We start from the raw sequence: 17,494 nt of genomic DNA on the forward strand, positions 1-17,494 counted from the left end.
CCTACGGCGCGGGTCTTCGGTCGCACATAGTCCTCATCGTCGAATGGCCTGAAGTCGTTGATGTGTTTCATTGATCAAGCGCTTTCTGCTGGGGCGGCGCGACGAAGCATTCTGGCGTTCGGATTTGGTGCTGCCGGAGCGGCGACCCGGGGGGCCGCAGCGGCATGCGTGACGGCAGGCCCGGCGGGTGCCTTGGCGCCGGCGACGCGGGCGAAGATCTCCTGGCACGGACCGAAGGCGATCGCCTTGCCCTCGTACAGCACCAGCGCCATGTTCAATGCGTTCAGCGCGCTCGGCCGATGCGAGATGACGATGACGATGCTCTGGTTCTGCTGCCGCATGATCTGAATGGCGCGGCTGAGCGCATTCTCGCCGTCGGTGTCCAGATTCGCGTTGGGTTCGTCGAGCACGATCAGGAACGGATCGCCGTACACGGCACGCGCCAGGCCGACCCGTTGCCGCTGGCCGGCGGACAGCGACATTCCGCCCTGGCCGATTCGCGTCGAGTAGCCTTCCGGCAGCCGCAGGATGATGTCGTGCACGCCCGCGATCTGCGCTGCCTTCAGAATGGCATCGGAGCTCGCATTCTCATCAAAGCGGCAGATGTTGTCGGCGATGCTGCCATCGAACAGCGCGACGTCCTGCGGCAGATAGCCGATGTGACGGCCGAGATCCTCGTTGCTCCACTGGTCGAGCGCGGCGCCATCGAGGCGGACGCTGCCGTTGAGTGCGGGCCAGATGCCGACCAGCGCCTTGGAGAGCGAGGTCTTGCCGGATGCGCTGGCTCCGAGCAGCGCGAGACCTGTGCCGGCCTTGATCGCGAATGACACGTTATGAACGATCGGACGATCAGTGCCGGGGGCGGCGACCGTGAGCTCCTGAACCGAAAGCTCCCGACAGGGGCGCGGCAATGCGACCGGAGGCGCTTCGGGCTTGGCGGTGGCCCTGCAGACATCGCGCAGGCGCGCGATGCCCTGGCGCGCCGCGACCAGCTGCTTCCAGCTGCCGAGTGCGATTTCGATTGGAGCAAGCGCGCGTCCCATCAAGATCGACGAGGCCATCATCACGCCGCCCGACGCCTGCTCGGAGACGACCAGCGCGGCACCGATGCCGAGCATGCCCGACTGCAGAATGTAGCGCAGCACTTTCGCCGCCGCGCCGAGGTTCGAATAGACGTCGCTGGCGCGGATATTGTCCTTCAGGTACTTTTCGTTGACCGCGTTCCAGCGCGCCGAGAAGCGATCGAGCATGCCGAGCGCGCGAATCACCTCCGCATTGCGTTGGGTGGCATCGGCGAGCACCTGCCGCGCCGCGCTGGTGTCACTGGCGGATTTGCTCGCCTGTTTCGACAGCCGATCGGTGATCAGAGTCATCGAGATGATGGCCGCTGTGCCGATGATGGCGGTGATGCCGATCAGCGGATGAAACAGGAACATGCCGATCAGGAAGATCGGAATCCACGGCATGTCGAGAAAAGCCGTGGGCCCCATGCTCGACATGAAGGCGCGCAACTGATCGAGGTCGCGCAGCGGCTGCTGCATCATCATCGGCTTGGTGCCGCGCAGAGGCAGTGTGGCCAGAGCGTGGTGGATCGCGTCCTGCAGGCTCGCATCGAACACGGTTGCCACCCGACACAGCATGCGCGAGCGCAGCGCGTCGAAATAGCCCTGGATTAAATACGCCGCCAGAATCATCACCGACAGGCCGATGAGGGTCGCAAGGTTCTTGCTCGGAACGACGCGATCATTGACCTGCATCATGTAGACCGAGCCCGACAGCATCAGGATGTTGATCACGCCGCTGAACACGCCGATGCCCGCCATGCGCCGAACCGCCTGGCGCAATCCGCGCGTGACCGGATCGTCGCTTCCCGAGAGAAGGTCGGTGAGGGCAGCCGCGGCTTTGTTTCGGGGGCGGTCTTGAGCCAGACTCATCCAGGCGCGTCTCCCAAGGCTAGTGCTTCAATCAGCGCTCTTGACAGTCGATGCCGACGATTTTCCGGCAACAATGAGACACACGGCCGTTTCTGTCACACGCTGCGGGAGAAAATCTTCGGGAAGCGGCAACGCGCGAGACTGGTTGCTGGAAAATGCGGCACACGCCGCCGTCTCGGGCGCGCTCCGAATTCTGTGCGTGATTTTCGATGGTTGCGGTTCCACGCGACTACTCGCGCGCAACGCGCGTCACACATTCGTCCGGCTATCACCTTGGTTCTGCGCTCATTGGCCGTGGTCCGGGCCGAATGACGCCACGAAGCCGAATAAATCTTCCTGCGGTGCAACGCGGTGGCGTTGTCATCACCAGCATGCGGATTGCGACGACGGTGCGGAGGACGACCATGGCGACGGCGGCAAGACATGGACAGTCATCTTCGCGCACCAGCTCGAGAAGCGCGACCATCACTCATTGTCTGCAGGGTCAATGCGTTCTTTCAACGAACGCGCGTGCTCAGTGTTTTGGTCGGTCGCTCTGAGGCGATGGTCGAACAAACCAGGGGAGGGCAAAGCGGCCAGTTTCCGTGCGATCCGAGCAACCCGTCACCGGCCCGGAGCGCAACAACTGACCATCATGGACGTGATCCAAGGGGGCGCGTCGTATCGTAGCGTGGCAACGGGCGGCATGGAGGACGGCGTGGTCGACGCCGAAGTCAGGCGAAAGAGTTGTCACTGAGAGTATCCGGGGGACGAACAGTTGTTGGACTACATCACCATCATCGGGGCGCGTGATGCGGGAATGCATTTGGAGCGGGGGGCGCATATCAGCGGTGCGTATTCGGCCATCCAGTGCGGGAGTGGCCCGCTGAAGCGGAAGTTGGTCACCGAGTCCACGGTGAGTCGCGCAGATTGCGTGCGCAGAGGTCAGGGAGCGCGCGCATGAAAATCAGAAAGACTGATTACGGCACGATCCTGCTGCACTGGACCCTCGTGGCCGCGACCGTGATCGCGTTCCTGACGGGGCTTCGCATGGCCACCGAAGCGCCCGGGCATGCCTGGATCGCAAACAATCTCGATTGGCTGCTGCCGCGGCATCGGACCTGGACGTGGCACATGCCCGCCGGAGTCGTGCTCGCGAGCGTGGCCGTCGCTTACATGATCTACATCGCGAAATCCGGACTCGGCCGGCGCGTCGCCATCGACAAGATGCGCTTCAAAGGTCTGCTCGGCCGGCGGCCCGCGCGACTGGGCTCGATCAGTGTGATGCTGCATTGGGTGCTCTTCATCGCGATGGCGCTGCTGATCGTCACCGGCGGCCTGCTGTTCTTCGGCGTGGCGTCGGGCTACGTCACCATGATGATCCATTGGTATGCGACCTGGGTCATCCCGGTGTTCGTGGTGCTGCACGTTCTGGTTCACTTCAGCATCGGTGGAAAGATGCAGCTCTATCGCGTGTTCCGTCCTGCACCCTTGCCGCCGCCGCCGCCGAAGCTCGATCCGGTCGAGCTTCTGACCATGCTGGTCGAGCAGTCCGAGAAGCTGGAGGAGGCGGAGGCCCCGCCGAGGAAACCTGCGCCTGCCGCGCGGCCCGGCGCGCGTGAACCGATGCCTGCGCCGCGGCGCATGGAGGAGCCGATGCGTGGACGACCCGAGCCGCGCATGCCCGCCGGCCGCATGCGTCCGCCGGCGCCGGGGAAGGGTAATTCCCGGCGTCGCAATCCCAGCTTTCAGGCCAATCCCTTCATGGTCGCGACGGCTGCGGCGATCGTGATCGGCTCGGCGATGTTCGCGGCCGACTACTACGCCGAGGATACTGTCACGGTGTATCGAATCGCGACATCGGATGCGCCGACGCTCGACGGCGATTCGTCCGATCGCGTCTGGCGCAACATCCAGCCGCACATGGTGACGACCAACCAGGGCGACAATTTCGACGGCACCGGCGAGTCGAAGGTGTGGATCAAGGCGGCGCATGATGGGACCTGGGTCTACTTCCTGGTGATCTGGGAGGATCCGACGCGTTCGCTGAAGCAGCTGCCGCTGATCAAGAAGGCCGACGGCTGGCATCTGCTGCATAACGGCTTCGAGAAAGGCGACGAGAACGACTACAGCGAGGACAAGTTCTCGCTGCTGTTCACCACGCTGCCGATCACTTTGGCCGCTGACCGAACTTTCCACATGAGCTCGCAGCCGATGCCGGACAAGCCGGCGACGCTGTCGGGGCGTGGCATTCATTACACGCCCGCACCGAATCTTTATGCCGATGCGTGGTTGTGGAAGGCGACGAGCGGCGGGCCGACCGGATGGATGGACGACAATCATTTCGGTCCGCCGGCCGAGCCCACGCCGGATCAGATCAAGGGGCTTGCGCCGTACAAAGGCGGCTTTGCCCCCGACCCGGGCACCGCGAACTATTCGGACAATTTCGTGATCGACAGGGAGGCTGCCAGACTGGGAAATCGGGGCGTGAGACCGAAGCGCCTTCCGAAGGACGTGGCCGCGATGACGGCAGCGATGGGCGAGATCAATCTCGATCCCAACATCGGCGAGAGCGAAGGTGCGCGCTGGTTCATGACTGAAGCTGAGTCCGTGCCGTATTCCGCCGAGGCGGACGCGCAGACGCCGATCGGGACCGTGGTGCCGGGTGTTCTCGTCAGCGGTGAGTTCACCGGTGATCGCGCCGACATCCGCTGTGCCGCACGTTGGGCGGCGGGCCACTGGACGCTCGAAATCGCCCGCAAAATGGACACGAAAAGCAAGTACGACGTACCGATCAAGAACGGTGTCTTCATGCGAGTCGCAGCGTTCGACCACACCCAGATCCGACATACGAGGCAGATCCGGCCGATGCGACTTGAGGTGCAGTGATGGGTAAGATTTGCAAAATCCAGTACAACAGGGAAACGTTCTACGCGAATGTGGGCGATATCCTGCTCGACGGCGCCATCAACAGTGGCGTGGATCTGCCCCATGACTGCCGCAGCGGAATCTGTGGCTCCTGCAAGGTGACGGTCGTCGACGGCAAGCTGTTCGGCGGCATGGAAGGCGACATGGCGCATGCCTGCCAGGCGCGCGTGGTGTCGGACCTGAAGATCATCACCGAGCCGGTGCCGGAGACGGTGACGATGAATTGCGAGGTCGGCGATCTCGTTCGTCTTGCGCCCGACGTCGTCGGCGTCACCATCGAGATGCCGAAGCCGCTGCGCTTCTTTCCCGGACAATATGCCAAGGTGCAGTATCGCGGTTTTCCGACGCGCTGCTACAGCCCGACCTATCCGATGGTCGGCGCCCCCGACAGCCATCTACTCTATCTTCACATCCGCATCCTGAAGGACGGTCTGGTGTCGTCGGCGCTCGGCCGCGACATTCAGGTCGGCCACCGTGTCAAGCTGACGGCGCCGCTCGGCACCGCGTTCTTCCGGCAGAAGCATCGTGGCCGGATCATCCTGGTCGCGAGCGGCACCGGTTTTGCGCCGATGTGGGCGATCGCGGTCGCCGCCATCACCGAGAATCCGAAGCGCGAAATCGTGTTCATCGTGGTGTCACGCACGCTGCAGTCGTTCTACATGCACCAGGCGCTGTGCCGGCTGGCGCGGTTTCCGAACGTCAAGATCATTCCGATCGTCTCGGAGCCGCAAAACGTCTCGCCGGCGATTCGTAGCGGCCGCCCGACCGAGCACATGCCTGAGATCTCCCCGAACGACGTCGTCTACACCTGCGGCGCGCCGGCGATGACCGAGGCGGTGGCGAAGATGGCGCGCGCGGGCGGAGCCAAGTGTCACTGCGATCCGTTCGTGTCGTCGGCTCAGCCGTCGGAGTCGAGCGGCGGCGGCCTGATGGATCGGCTCGTGGGCTGGCTCGACAGCCAGCGCGGTCGTCCGGCCATGTTCCAGCCAGCGGAATAAGATAAAGGCGGCCGCGATGGGCGCGGCCGCAACGTCCCGGCGCTAACCGGCGACGAAGGCGAGCAGGGTGCCGGTGGCCGAAGCCGGCGGCACGACGATGCTCGTTCCGCTGCGTACCGCCGTGGCGCCCAGAGCCTTCTCCGTCTTCGCCAGATCATGCGAGGCCAGCACGAGGCCGGCGCCGCCGCGCTCCGGCAAACCGCTCAGCGAAACGCCGGGATAACGTGCTGCCAGCTGATCCCGGGTCAGGAAGACGAAATCGGCACGGTCGCCGCCAGAGGGCACCGTCACCGCGCCATCGGCGTCGCGGCGTCCGTCGCGATCGATCAGCCGCGACAGATGCGCGGCGTCCTTGGCCGGATCCGGCGTCACGATCAGCGCCTGCTTCAGCTGCTTGGCCGCGTTGGCGTGGCTCATCAGCTCGGGGATCCAGACCGTCTCGCGGGTCTTGTGCTGGCAGGCGAAGATGCGCAGGCCACCCGGCGCCTCCACGACGGGCCACTGGAACACGCGAAATTTGGCGGCCGAGATCGTGCCATCCGGCAGCGGCACCGGACGCTCGAAGTCGATCGGCCCGATCGGCTCGAAACCCTTGGCACGGATCTCCTCGGCACCGGCCGCGGAATCGACGGCGGTAAAGGCAATGCGCTCGATGCCTTCACCGCGCTGGGCGAGGAAGTTGCGCGTCGGCACATTGTGGTCCGTCTCGGCGAGGATGCCGAGCAGCTCGATGTAATCCGGATCGAGCATGATGGTGTAATTGCCGGACCCCATCTTGGCGCTGTGCGTGCCGCGGGGCGACAGCGTGAAGCCGAGCCGCTTCCAGGTCTCGGCGGCCGCGTCGAGCTCCTTCACCACGACCACAGCGTGATCGATACCGATGACGTTCTTGAGGGCCACGCGTTTGTCTCCTTGCAGCGAACTTGGCATATTGGCGGCCGAACTATGCCCAATCGACCCATGCGCCGCAACCGGCGCCAACGGCCGCCGGGCGCAAGGCAAGATCGATCTCCGCGAGGCTGATCGATAAGCAGAAATGAGCTGTCGCGATGAGCACGACCAGGGATCACGTTCAATGGCCTCCTTCCCTGTGGGCGGCCCAGACCCCGCCCGGGCCGGAGTTGCCGGTGCTGCAGGGCAGCCAGCAGGCCGATGTGGTCATCATCGGCGGCGGCTTCACCGGCCTGTCGACGGCGCTGCATCTGCGCGAGGCCGGGGTCGATGCCGCCATCGTCGAGGCGATGGAGCCCGGCTGGGGCGCCTCGGGCCGCAATAACGGCCAGGTGATCCCAACACTGTCGCGGCCCGATCCGGAGGATCTCATCGCGCGTCACGGCGCGGCCGGCGAGCGCTTCGTCGCGATGCTGCGCGACAGTGCTCAGACTCTGTTCGATACCGTCAAGCGCTACAACATCGACGCCGAGCAGGAGCAGGCCGGCTGGGTGCAGCCTGTGCACTCGCCCGGCCGTATCAAGATCGCCGAGCGCCGGTTCAGGCAGTGGTCGAAATTCGGCGCGCCGGTCGAGCTGCTGTCGCGCGATCAGGCGCGCGACATGCTCGGCTCGGATGCGTGGCATGGTGGCTTCTGGAACAGGATGGGCGGGCACATCAATCCGCTCGCGCTGGCGCGCGGGCTCGCGCGCACCGTGCTCGGCCTGGGCGGCCGGATCTACGCACGTTCCCCGGTGATCGATTTCGCCCGGCACGGCGATCGCTGGGTCGTCCGCACCGCGCAAGGAGAGCTGTCGGCGCGTGCGCTGGTGCTGGCGAGCAATGCCTATAGTGGCGAGTTCTCAAAGGCGCTCGCGCCTGACATCGCGCATGAGGTGATGCCGGTACTGTCGTGGCAGATGGCGACGCAGCCGCTGTCGGACAATGTGCGCAAGACGATCATCCCATCGCGCCAGGCGATGTCCGACACCCATGGCGAGCTGTATTTCGCCCGTTATGACGCGCGCAACCGGCTGGTGACCGGCGGCGCCGTGATCGGGCCCGGCAACAAGGCCGAGCGGCTGAAGGCGAGGGTCGCCGAACGTCTGCAGCGGCTGTGGCCGCAGATCGGTGACGTCAAGTTCGACTATGTCTGGAACGGCTATGTCGGTATGACCACCGACTACATGCCGCGCATCCACCGTCTTGGTCCCGATGCCTATGGCTGGACCGGATGCAACGGGCGCGCGGTCGCGCTGACGATCCCGCTCGGCGCCGAGCTCGCGAAGGCCGTGCAAGGGGTGCCCGCAGGAGAGCTGGCGCTGCCGTTCACGGAGCCGGTCACCATTCCCGCGCATGCGCTGCTGCGGCCGTTCGCACCGCTGATGCTGCTGCTGTACCGCTATCGCGACGCGCGCGAAATCGCGTAGCGCGTCAGCCCTGTGGCGTCCGGGCGAAGTCGCCGCCCGGAATGGCCGCGAGCAGGGCCTGCGTGTAGGAATGCTGAGGGCTGCCGAACACGTCGCCTGTCAGGCCGTGCTCGACGACCACGCCGTCCTTCATCACGGCGACGAGATCGCAGATCTGCGCGGCCACGCGCAGGTCGTGGGTGATGAAGATGATCGACAGGCCGAGCCGCGCGCGCAGGTCGGTGAGCAGGCGCAGCACCTGCGCCTGCACGGACACGTCGAGCGCAGACACCGGCTCGTCGGCGACCAGCACCGCGGGCTTCAGCGCCAGCGCGCGGGCGAGGCCGATGCGCTGGCGCTGACCGCCGGAGAATTCGTGTGGGAAGCGATTTGCTGCCGATGGGTCGAGACCCACCAGCTCGAACAGCTCGCGCGCCTCGGCGAGCGCCTGATCTCTGGGCGTGCCGTGGATGATCGGACCTTGCGCGACCAGCTCGACGGCCTTGCGGCGCGGGTTGAGCGAGGCGAAGGGATCCTGAAACACCATCTGCATCTGCTGGGTGCGGCCGCGAATCTCGGTGCGCGAGAGGCGGGCCCAGTCCTGGCCATCGAGCAAGATCGATCCGGCATCGGGATCGAGCAGGCGGATGATGCAGCGGGCGAGTGTCGACTTGCCGGAGCCGGATTCGCCGACGATGCCGAGCGTGGCGCCCTTGGGCAGCGTCAGCGAGACGTCCTTCACGGCATGGGTGACACGCTCGCCCCGGCCGAGGAAGCCGCCGGTGCGGTAGGTCTTGGTGACGCCGGACAGCGCCAGAATGGTCTCGTCTGATAGCTGGCGCGGAGGGGGGGCCGCGACGGGAGGGACCGCCGCGATGAGTTGCTGTGTGTACGGGTGCTGCGGATGTCGCAGCACGTCGCGCGCCGGACCGTGCTCGACAACAACGCCCTGCTGCATCACCACGACGCGGTCGGCAATCTCGGCGACCACGCCGAAATCGTGCGTGATGAACAGCACGGCGGTTCTGCGCCGCTGTTGCAGCTCGCGGATCAGCTTGAGGATCTGCGCCTGCGTCGTCACGTCGAGCGCCGTAGTCGGCTCGTCCGCGATCAACAGCTTCGGATCGAGCGCGAGCGCCATGGCAATCATCGCGCGCTGGCGCTGGCCGCCGGACAGCTCGTGCGGATACGCCTTGGCCGCGCGTGCCGGATCGGGGATGTTGACGTCGGTCAGCAGCGACGAGACGCGCGACTTGATCTCGGCCTTCGTCAGCTCGGTATGGATCTCCAGCACCTCGCCGATCTGGTCGCCGATCGTGCGCAGCGGGTTCAGCGCCGTCATCGGCTCCTGGAACACCATCGCGATCTCGGCGCCGCGAATGCCGCGCATCTCTGCGGCAGACGCTGTGCACAGATCGCGGCCGGCGAACAGCAGGCGGCCGCCGTCGGTGGTCACGCCGTCAGGCAGCAGCCGCATGATGGTGTTGGCCATCATCGACTTGCCGGAGCCGGATTCGCCGACGATGCAGACGATCTCGTTCTCGGCGACCGATAGCGAGACCTCGGAGATCGCATGGGTGCGGTCCGCGCCTTTTGGCAGGCGGACGCTCAGGCGGTCGACGGTGAGAATGGGATCGGTCGAACTCATCGCTGCTTCAGCCGCGGATTCAGCGCATCGTTGAGGCCCTGGCCGACCAGCGACACCGCGAGCACCGTGATCAGGATGGCGACGCCGGGGATCGCCGAGACGTACCATTGCACGCGCAGCACGTCGCGTCCGAGGCCGATCAGATTGCCCCAGGAGGCGACGTTGGCATCGGACAGCCGCAGGAAGGCGAGCGCGCTTTCCAGGAGGATCGCGACCGCCATCACCACACCGGCATAGACGATGACCGGCGGCAGGGCGTTGGGCAGGATCTCGCGCAGGATCAGCTGCGCATCACGCATGCCGAGCGTGCGGCCTGCCTGGACGAACTCGCGGCTGCGCAGCGACAGGAATTCCGCCCGCGTCAGCCGTGCCGGCGCCGGCCAGGACACAATGCCGACGGCGATCGTGACCGTGGTCAAGGTCGAGCCGAACACGGCGACCAGCACCAGCAGCAGCACGAAGTTCGGCAGCGTCTGGAAGGCCTCGGTGATGCGCATCAGCACGTTGTCGATCCAGCCGCCGTAATAGCCTGCGAGCGCGCCGACCAGTACGCCGATCGTGACCGCGATCAGCGTGGCGACGCCGCCGATCAAGAGCGAGATGCGGGCGCCGTGAAAGATCTGGGCAGCGATGTCGCGGCCCGAATTGTCGGTGCCGAGCAGGAAGCGCGGATTGGCGAACGGCCATACCAAGGGCCGACCGGCAAGCGCGAGCGGATCGCGCGGATAGAAATAACCGGCGCTGAGCGCCATGCCGATGATGATCAGGAGCAGCACGAGGCCCAGGACCGCGGCGGGACTGCGGAAGTAGCGTTTGACCGCATCCATGCTAGTTCTCCGCCGTGATGCGCGGATCGAGCCGCGCATAGAGCAGGTCGGTGATGAAGTTGACCGCGATCACCAGCAGCGCCGAGACGAAGACGATGCCGAGCAGGGTGTTGAGATCGCGCTGAACGACAGATTCGTAGGCGAGCCGCCCGAGGCCGGGCAGCGAGAACACGGTCTCGACCACCACCGATCCCCCGAGCATCGTGCCGGCCTGCAGCCCGATCAGCGTCACCATCGGCAGCAGCGCATTGCGCAGCACGTGGCGGGTGATGATGCGGGTCTCGTCGAGGCCTTTGGCCCGCGCCGTACGGATGAAATCGAGGTTCAGAACCTCCAGCATCGAGGCGCGCATGATGCGCAGATAGATCGCGAGGAAGATCAGGCCGAGCGTCAGTGACGGCAGCACCAGATGGCTCGCAATGTCGAGCACGCGCCACAGCCCGGTGCTGACCGTTCCGATGTCCTCGAAGCCGCCGGCCGGCAGCCATTGCAGATAGATCGAGAACACGACGATGGCCATCAGCCCGAACCAGAACGAAGGCGTGGCGTAGAAGATCAGGCCGACCGTCGAGATCAGCGTATCCGGCCAGCGGTTGACGCCCCGCGCTGCGATGACGCCGAACACGAGGCCGAAGAAGAACGCGAACGACAGCGCCGATGTCATCAGCAGCAGCGTCGGCGGCAGTCGTTCCAGGATCACGCTCGCAACCGGCTTGCCGTAGATCGCGGAGAAGCCGAGGTCGAGCCGCACCAGCCGCCACAGATAGTTGGCGAGCTGCACGGGGACGGAGACATCGAGGCCGTAGAAGCGGCGCAGCTCGCGCGCGGTGGCCGCATCGCCGCCGCCCATCTGCGCCATCATCGCGTCGACCGTGTCGCCCGGTGCGAGCTGCAGCAGCAGGAAGACGCCGATCAGGATCAGGAACAGGGTGGGGATCGAGGCGGCGAGTCGCCGCCCCGCAAGGCTCAAGATGCGCATGGCCTCATCCTGACGGAGCTCGGCTCAGGAAGACAGCCAGAGATCGTGCCAGCTCGACGATCCCCAGCGAGGCGTATTGGAATGATTGCGGGCCTTCGCAGTGATCACCGTGACGAAGATCTGCTCGATCGGCATCCACACCGGCAGCTCGGTATTGGCCTCGCGTACGAAGTCCGCATAGAGCGCCTTGCGCTTGGCCGGATCGACCTCGGTGGCGGCATCGTCGATGATCTTGTCGATCTTGGCGTCGTCCCAGCCCCACTGGTTGGTCCATGGCGCGCCCTTCGGCTGGCCGGAGCGGTACCACACCGTCGTCGAGACGGCCGGATCGTTGCGGTACTGGTGCCAGCCCGTGGCGAGATCGAAGGCGTGCTCGTCATAGACCTGCTTCAGGAAGCCGCCGCCATCGTTACGGACGATCTCGACCGCGATGCCGACTTCGCCGAGCGACTGCTGGATGAAGGTCGACCACAGCGAGATGTCCTCGCCCCACGGCGCCGGCAGGAGCTTCAGCGAGAAGCGGGTGCCGCCGGCGGCGCGCTTGTAGCCGGCCTCGTCGAGCAGCGCCGCGGCCTTCGCCTTGTCGTAGGGGTATTGCGGCGTATCAGCGCCGGGATAGAAGTCCGTCGACGTCGACGGGATCGGCCCGGTGCCGATCTTGGCGAAATCGCCGAGGAAGTTCTCGATGAAGAACGGCACGTTGATGGCATGCGCGATGGCGCGGCGGACCTTCACGTCCGACAGCTCCTTGCGACGGACGTTGAACTCGAGCGTGTTGGTGCGCGCGTTGCCCTCATTGCCCTTGGTCGAGACGATGAAGCGCTTGTCCTTGCCGAGCCGCGCCATGTCGGAGATGGTCAGTCCGGAGAACGGGCTGTAGTGCAGCTCGCCGGCCTCCATCTGGGCGGCGGCGGCGGCGCGGTCGGTGATCACCTTCCAGACGATGCGATCGAGATAGGGCGCATTCGGACGCCAATAATCGGCATTGCGCTCGGCGATGATGTACTGCCCGCGCTCATACTTCACGAACTTGAAGGGGCCGGTGCCGACCGGCGCGAGATTGGCCGGGTTCTGCCGGATGTCGCCGCTCTCATAGATGTGCTTGGCCGAGACGTAGCCGAGATCGGGCAGGGCGCGCAGCAGCAAATTGAGCGGCATCGGCCGCTCGTAGCGGAAGATCGCGGTCTGCGGATCCGGCGTATCGACGGCGGTGAGGAACAGCTGCAGCGTCGATCCGTAGTTGAGGATCTTCTTCCACATGTTCATGGCGGTGAAGGCGACGTCCTCGGACGTGAACGGCTTGCCGTCATGCCAGGTGATGCCCTTGCGCAGCTTGAACGTGATGGTCTTGCCGTCCGGCGTCGCTTCCCAGCTCTCGGCGAGCACGCCGACCGGCTGCCCCTTGGCATCGAGATCGACGAGATTCTCCTGGATCTTGCCGCCGATGATGTAGACGCCGGTCGAGGCCTGCAGGCTCGGGTTCAGCTGGCGTTGCTCGGCGCCGTAATGCACGTTGAACACGCCGCCTTTGCGTGGCGTCTCCTGCGCGAAGGCGCGCAGCGGATTGGCGACATTGGCGGCAATCGCAGCCGAGGTCAGAAGGGCGGTGCGGCGCGTGATCTCGAAACGGCTCGAATTCATCAAGGTCTCCCGAAGGCCGAGGCAACAGCCGGCCGATGGTGCAATAAGTCCCGAGCTTACGCGGATCGTCCTGCCAAGTCATTCCCAATTGCACGCCGGACCTCGGCGGCGACAGGAACCGAAGTCTTTGCAGCCGGGAAACAGATTGCTTGTATACGAACGTTCGCCAGCATGCCCGGGCTCCGGGGGCGGGGGTCCGAAGCAGATGATCGCTCAAGCCAGGCAGGCCGCCCAAGCCGAGCATTGCGGCGGCATGTCGCGCCATCCACAGCCGGATGTCGCGAGATCCGCAACCTCGGCGGAATTCGTCCTCTCAGTTTCTATTTCAGGTGTGATTGATCCGGCGTTCCGCGCTCTGCGGCGGGCAGCCGCAGCTCGAAGCTCACCTCGGGTGCGTCCGGCAGGAGCTCGATCGCTCCGCCGTGGCTCATCATGACGGCGCGTACGATCGAAAGCCCCATCCCGGTGCCGCCGCTGTCGCGACGCGTTGTAAAGAACGCATCGAAGATCCGTTCGCGGTTCGCCGGCGAGATCGGATGACCGTCGTTGCTCACCCTCAGGGCGAGCCGATCCCCGCGGTTCTCCGCGTCCAGCCGGATCGCCCGCGCCCCATGGCGTAAGGCGTTGTCGGCGAGATGCGTGAGCACGATCAGCAGCGTCTCGCTCGAAAGCCCGACCTCGTGCTCAAGGCTGCCCTGCGTATCGATCTGGGTCGTGGGAAACCGCTCGCGCAAGGCCAGGATCACGTCAGACGGCCTGCTGGTCTCGCTCTGCTGCACGGCTTCGGCGCGCGCGAGCTCGCGCAGGCGCTGCGCCATCCGGTCGAGCCGGTCGGCGTCGCCGAGGATGTTGCTGAGAAACCGCTCCTGTTCGGCGCGTGTCAGTTGCCCCGACGTGGCGTGCAGCGAATCCAGCAGCAGCTCGGCGGCGCCCTTGATCGAGGTCAGCGGTGACTTCAGCTCGTGCGTCAGATGGGCGGAAAAATTTCTGACGTAGCTGGAGCGCTGCGCCAGCTGCTCGGCCATCGCGAAGAAGTGCTCGGCCAATTCGGCGAAGTCGCGCGTGCCGTAATGGGCAAGCGGCCGGAAGCCGGCGGGATCGTTGCGACCGATCCTTCCGGCGCGATCGACCAGCTCGCGCATCGGACGGGTGATCGTGCGCGCCACGATGAGGCCGACCAGCAGCGTCGTGAGAATGATGGCGGACGCGGCCGCGATGAACTTGCCACGTTCGACATAGAGATGCTCGAAGATGTTGCGCGGCGTTCGCGAGGTGTAGATCACACCGGCGACGTGATCGTTGACGATGACGGGCATCGCGGAGAACACGTGGACGCCGACGCCGCGGCTGAACGAGTAGATCGGCGGCGGCGCCTTGTCGGGGATGCGGATGCGCAGCGCGGCGCTGTACGTGCCTTTCAGGGCGGCGGCGACCTCCTCGATATGCGCGAGCGATTTGCCCATCTCGTCGCGGCCGGCGACCACGACGCCCTGCGGATCGAGCACGCGGAAGCCGGCAAGCGTCACCTTCTGGGTCTCGCGGATCACCGGCAACAGCCGGGCGCCGATCGCGACATAAGCGGGGTCGGCGGGCTCGGCCGCATCGCGGGCGTCGGGCCGGCGGACGAACAGATCGTTGGCCAGGAGGTCCAGCAGCGGACGGATCGGCGTCACCTCGTCGGATGAATCGGGGCGGGCTTCGGGAGGGATCTCGATGCCCAGCGGGATGCCGGCGGCGAGGCGCGCCGTCACTTCTTCGGCATAGATCGCGGCCAGCACGCGGCTCTGCGCGATCAGCTCGGCCTGGGTCTGGCGGATCAGCTGATTGTCGTAGATGCGGAAGAAGAACAGCCCGACCAGCGGCAGGGTCGCGACCAGCGCAAGCACGCCGAACACGATCTGCCCCAGCGACGGCCGCCATTTCTTCTTCGGCTTGGGAGCGATCATGAGGCGCCGCAGCGGCCCAGCCGGAAGCCCACGCCGTGAACCGTCTCGATTGCGTCGTCGCAGCCCGCCGCCGCCAGCTTGGCGCGGATGTTGCGGATGTGGCTGTCGATGGTTCGGTCGGAGACCTGGATGTTGAGCTGATAGGCCGCGGTCATGATCTGCTCGCGGCTGAAAACCACGGCGGGGCGCGTCAGCAGTGTGCGCACGATGCTGAACTCCAGCGCGGTGAGCGTCAGAGGCGTGTCGCCGAAACGAGCCGCATGCTGCTGCGGATCGAGCCGAAGCAGGCCGTGAGCCAGCTCATCCGGCTCGGGCGTACGAGCACCCGTTGCGACGCGGCGCAGGATGACGTTGACGCGGGCGACGAGCTCGCGCGGGCTGAACGGCTTGGTGACGTAATCGTCGCCGCCGATCTCGAGCCCGAGGATGCGATCGATCTCCTCGTCGCGCGCCGACAGAAACAGGATCGGCACCTGCGACGTCCTGCGGATCCGTCGGCAGACTTCGAGCCCGTCGAACTCCGGCATGCCGACATCGAGCACGATCAGGTCGGGCCGGTCGTCGGCGAACCGGGCAAGGGCGGCCCGGCCGTCGGCGGCTTCCGTCACCGCCCTGCCGGCCTTGCTCAGGGCGACGCGGACCACCTCCCGGATATGTGGGTCGTCGTCGACGATGAGGATGCGGGAGGTCACGATCGGGGCTCCGCGGCGCGGCATCAGTTGAGGTTCGGCGATGTGGAATGTGTATCGAGGTAGCGTTGCAAACGCCAGCCGCGAAAGCTCCAGCTGCGCCAGTCCGCCATGCGACTTTGCTGCTCCCGGACAAGACGGTCACGGTCACTCGCCAGCAGCCGCTCCACCGGCATCAGCCGTATCGCGCGGTCGAGCGCCGGCAGCGCCTCCGGGCCGAGCGAGACCAGATAGTCGCAATCGATGGACGGACCACTCTGGCCGGCCTGGCGGCTATGCGCGACGTTGTAGCCGGCGATCGCGGCGTCGAGATTGACGAACGTGCAGACGTACAGCGCGGTGGAAAGCGCCAGCAGGTTCACGCGGATCAGCCATGCCATCGGCTTGTCGAGGATGGTCCTGAGCACGATGAAGACAAGGCCGATCGCGACCAGGATCATCCAGATCAGGGCGGCGACCCGCCAATAGGTGAGGGCATAGGTCTCGATGTACATATTCAGCCGTTGGATCGAGGAGACGACCAGCATGACGTTCTGCGCCACCCAGAGATAGATCAGCGGACGAATGAGCGGCGATCCGGCGGCCGAGTTGTCGGCGCGATCGGCAACGATGACGAAAGCGGCTGCCAGCAGCGCCGTGCCGATCAGGACATAGGCCCCGCGGTGCGCATACTCCGCATGCGTCACGCCGTTCGGCAGCGCCGCGTGTCCCCACAGATAGACGCCGTCGAGAACGGTCTGGATGGCAAACAGGATGTTGAACAGGATCAGCGACCGGATCACGGTCGCAGGACCTAGGACAGTGGCCAGAATGGATGGAGGCTGATCGGGTCCGCGATCGACAATTGGCCGCGGCGGCTTGCTGCGCTGGCGCCAGCGCAGATGGACGAAGGGCCAGATCATCGGCAGTGCGAGCAGCCAGAACAACGCGCGCGCGACCGAAAGCTCAGACGCGGAGCTGCCGGTACCGAGGGCATCGAGCCAGTGTGCGATCACTGGATTGGCGATGGCGAACAACACCGCGAACACGCCGCCGAGCGTCAGCGGGATGCTCCAGATCAGCAGCGCGCGCGTGAGCGAATGCTCGCGCAGCATCATGATCATGTCGGGAACGAGCCGGAACGGTCCGATCAGCAGCAGATCTCGGACCGCCGTCAATGGCAGCCAGACTCTGCGCGCCGTCGGATGGGTCGCGAACGCCACGGCCGACAGGATCATCACCACCATGATGGGGAACGACAGCAGGCCGAGCTGCTCGACCACGGGAGCGAGGCCGGCGACGAAGAGGATGGCTGCTCCGATCAGGCGTGGGCGCGAGGTCAGCGCGACATTGACGAGAATGCTGGTCGCGGCGAGCATGGCGATGAACAGCGGCAAGGCAAGACCGCCGGAGCCGGCGCCGTAGAGCAGCGCGTCGGCGAGGCCGACGAGCCCGAGCGCGATTGCGAATTTCAGCCATCTGGAATCAGATGTGGCCGGGGTAGCCGTCAACTCGGCGGAGGCGGTCATGCGGAGGTCCTCAAGGGAGCGGTGCGGCCGGCACGGACCGGCCGGTGAGTCACCATGAGGGCTCCGCGTGCAGCCGCT

General features: G+C 65.7%; 13 protein-coding genes. 4 read left to right on the forward strand and 9 right to left on the reverse strand.

The genetic code is table 11. The annotated features are described in order from the left end of the window. Positions 1 to 74 precede the first annotated feature (74 nt). The gene (locus BRAO375_RS15575) at positions 75 to 1,823 is read right to left on the reverse strand and encodes a type I secretion system permease/ATPase (RefSeq protein ID WP_009028423.1); all 1,749 of its coding nucleotides are present in this window, start codon (positions 1,821 to 1,823) and stop codon (positions 75 to 77) included. Positions 1,824 to 2,079: 256 nt separating this feature from the next. Here BRAO375_RS15575 and BRAO375_RS37415 point away from each other — a divergent pair, with 256 nt between their 5' ends. The 3 genes from BRAO375_RS37415 (at position 2,080) to BRAO375_RS15585 (ending at position 5,839) form a co-directional block, all read left to right on the forward strand. Continuing rightward, positions 2,080 to 2,670, forward strand: coding sequence for a hypothetical protein (locus BRAO375_RS37415; RefSeq protein ID WP_139031389.1), 591 nt, complete (start codon positions 2,080 to 2,082; stop codon positions 2,668 to 2,670). A gap of 203 nt (positions 2,671 to 2,873) precedes the next feature. Next, positions 2,874 to 4,802: an ethylbenzene dehydrogenase-related protein gene (locus BRAO375_RS15580; protein ID WP_009028424.1), complete on the forward strand. Its 1,929-nt coding sequence runs from the start codon at positions 2,874 to 2,876 to the stop codon at positions 4,800 to 4,802. Beyond that, positions 4,802 to 5,839 carry a 2Fe-2S iron-sulfur cluster-binding protein gene (locus tag BRAO375_RS15585; RefSeq protein ID WP_009028425.1) on the forward strand — a complete coding sequence of 346 codons (1,038 nt, stop codon included), beginning with the start codon at positions 4,802 to 4,804 and terminating at the stop codon, positions 5,837 to 5,839. Before BRAO375_RS15580 ends, BRAO375_RS15585 begins: the two co-directional genes overlap by 1 nt. A 42-nt stretch (positions 5,840 to 5,881) precedes the next feature. Here BRAO375_RS15585 and BRAO375_RS15590 read toward each other — a convergent pair whose 3' ends face one another. Then, entirely contained in the window at positions 5,882 to 6,739 is an 858-nt protein-coding gene (locus BRAO375_RS15590) for a VOC family protein (protein WP_009028426.1), read from the reverse strand. A gap of 149 nt (positions 6,740 to 6,888) precedes the next feature. Here BRAO375_RS15590 and BRAO375_RS15595 point away from each other — a divergent pair, with 149 nt between their 5' ends. Further along, positions 6,889 to 8,199, forward strand: a complete 1,311-nt coding sequence (locus tag BRAO375_RS15595; protein ID WP_009028427.1) for an NAD(P)/FAD-dependent oxidoreductase — start codon at positions 6,889 to 6,891, stop codon at positions 8,197 to 8,199. Between the two features lie 4 nt (positions 8,200 to 8,203). On the opposite strand, the gene BRAO375_RS15600 is transcribed toward BRAO375_RS15595, so the two are convergent. The 7 genes from BRAO375_RS15600 to BRAO375_RS15630 form a co-directional block, all read right to left on the reverse strand. Beyond that, a complete protein-coding gene (locus BRAO375_RS15600) occupies positions 8,204 to 9,826 on the reverse strand; it encodes an ABC transporter ATP-binding protein (protein WP_009028428.1) in 1,623 nt (540 codons plus the stop codon). After that, entirely contained in the window at positions 9,823 to 10,653 is an 831-nt protein-coding gene (locus tag BRAO375_RS15605) for an ABC transporter permease (protein WP_009028429.1), read from the reverse strand. The genes BRAO375_RS15600 and BRAO375_RS15605 overlap by 4 nt, the downstream gene beginning before the upstream one ends. Before the next feature lies 1 nt (position 10,654). Next, a complete protein-coding gene (locus tag BRAO375_RS15610; RefSeq protein WP_009028430.1) occupies positions 10,655 to 11,632 on the reverse strand; it encodes an ABC transporter permease in 978 nt (325 codons plus the stop codon). A 24-nt stretch (positions 11,633 to 11,656) separates the two neighbouring features. Then, positions 11,657 to 13,273 carry an ABC transporter substrate-binding protein gene (locus BRAO375_RS15615; protein ID WP_009028431.1) on the reverse strand — a complete coding sequence of 539 codons (1,617 nt, stop codon included), beginning with the start codon at positions 13,271 to 13,273 and terminating at the stop codon, positions 11,657 to 11,659. 320 nt (positions 13,274 to 13,593) lie between these two features. Next, a complete protein-coding gene (locus BRAO375_RS15620; RefSeq protein WP_009028432.1) occupies positions 13,594 to 15,219 on the reverse strand; it encodes an ATP-binding protein in 1,626 nt (541 codons plus the stop codon). After that, positions 15,216 to 15,911: a response regulator transcription factor gene (locus BRAO375_RS15625; RefSeq protein WP_009028433.1), complete on the reverse strand. Its 696-nt coding sequence runs from the start codon at positions 15,909 to 15,911 to the stop codon at positions 15,216 to 15,218. Before BRAO375_RS15625 ends, BRAO375_RS15620 begins: the two co-directional genes overlap by 4 nt. Before the next feature lie 23 nt (positions 15,912 to 15,934). Next, positions 15,935 to 17,416, reverse strand: coding sequence for a DUF4153 domain-containing protein (locus BRAO375_RS15630; protein WP_009028434.1), 1,482 nt, complete (start codon positions 17,414 to 17,416; stop codon positions 15,935 to 15,937). Between the last annotated feature and the right edge of the window lie 78 nt (positions 17,417 to 17,494).

The sequence above is a fragment of the Bradyrhizobium sp. ORS 375 genome (assembly GCF_000239775.1).
Taxonomy (GTDB): domain Bacteria; phylum Pseudomonadota; class Alphaproteobacteria; order Rhizobiales; family Xanthobacteraceae; genus Bradyrhizobium.

Coding starts and splice junctions, on each gene's coding strand:
- BRAO375_RS15575 (WP_009028423.1), bottom strand. CDS start 1,823: ATGGCGGGCATCGGCGTGTTCAGCGGCGTGATCAACATCCTGATGCTG.
- BRAO375_RS15610 (WP_009028430.1), bottom strand. CDS start 11,632: ATGCGCATCTTGAGCCTTGCGGGGCGGCGACTCGCCGCCTCGATCCCC.
- BRAO375_RS15630 (WP_009028434.1), bottom strand. CDS start 17,416: ATGACCGCCTCCGCCGAGTTGACGGCTACCCCGGCCACATCTGATTCC.
- BRAO375_RS15605 (WP_009028429.1), bottom strand. CDS start 10,653: ATGGATGCGGTCAAACGCTACTTCCGCAGTCCCGCCGCGGTCCTGGGC.
- BRAO375_RS15615 (WP_009028431.1), bottom strand. CDS start 13,273: ATGAATTCGAGCCGTTTCGAGATCACGCGCCGCACCGCCCTTCTGACC.
- BRAO375_RS15620 (WP_009028432.1), bottom strand. CDS start 15,219: ATGATCGCTCCCAAGCCGAAGAAGAAATGGCGGCCGTCGCTGGGGCAG.
- BRAO375_RS15595 (WP_009028427.1), top strand. CDS start 6,889: ATGAGCACGACCAGGGATCACGTTCAATGGCCTCCTTCCCTGTGGGCG.
- BRAO375_RS15580 (WP_009028424.1), top strand. CDS start 2,874: ATGAAAATCAGAAAGACTGATTACGGCACGATCCTGCTGCACTGGACC.
- BRAO375_RS15600 (WP_009028428.1), bottom strand. CDS start 9,826: ATGAGTTCGACCGATCCCATTCTCACCGTCGACCGCCTGAGCGTCCGC.
- BRAO375_RS15585 (WP_009028425.1), top strand. CDS start 4,802: ATGGGTAAGATTTGCAAAATCCAGTACAACAGGGAAACGTTCTACGCG.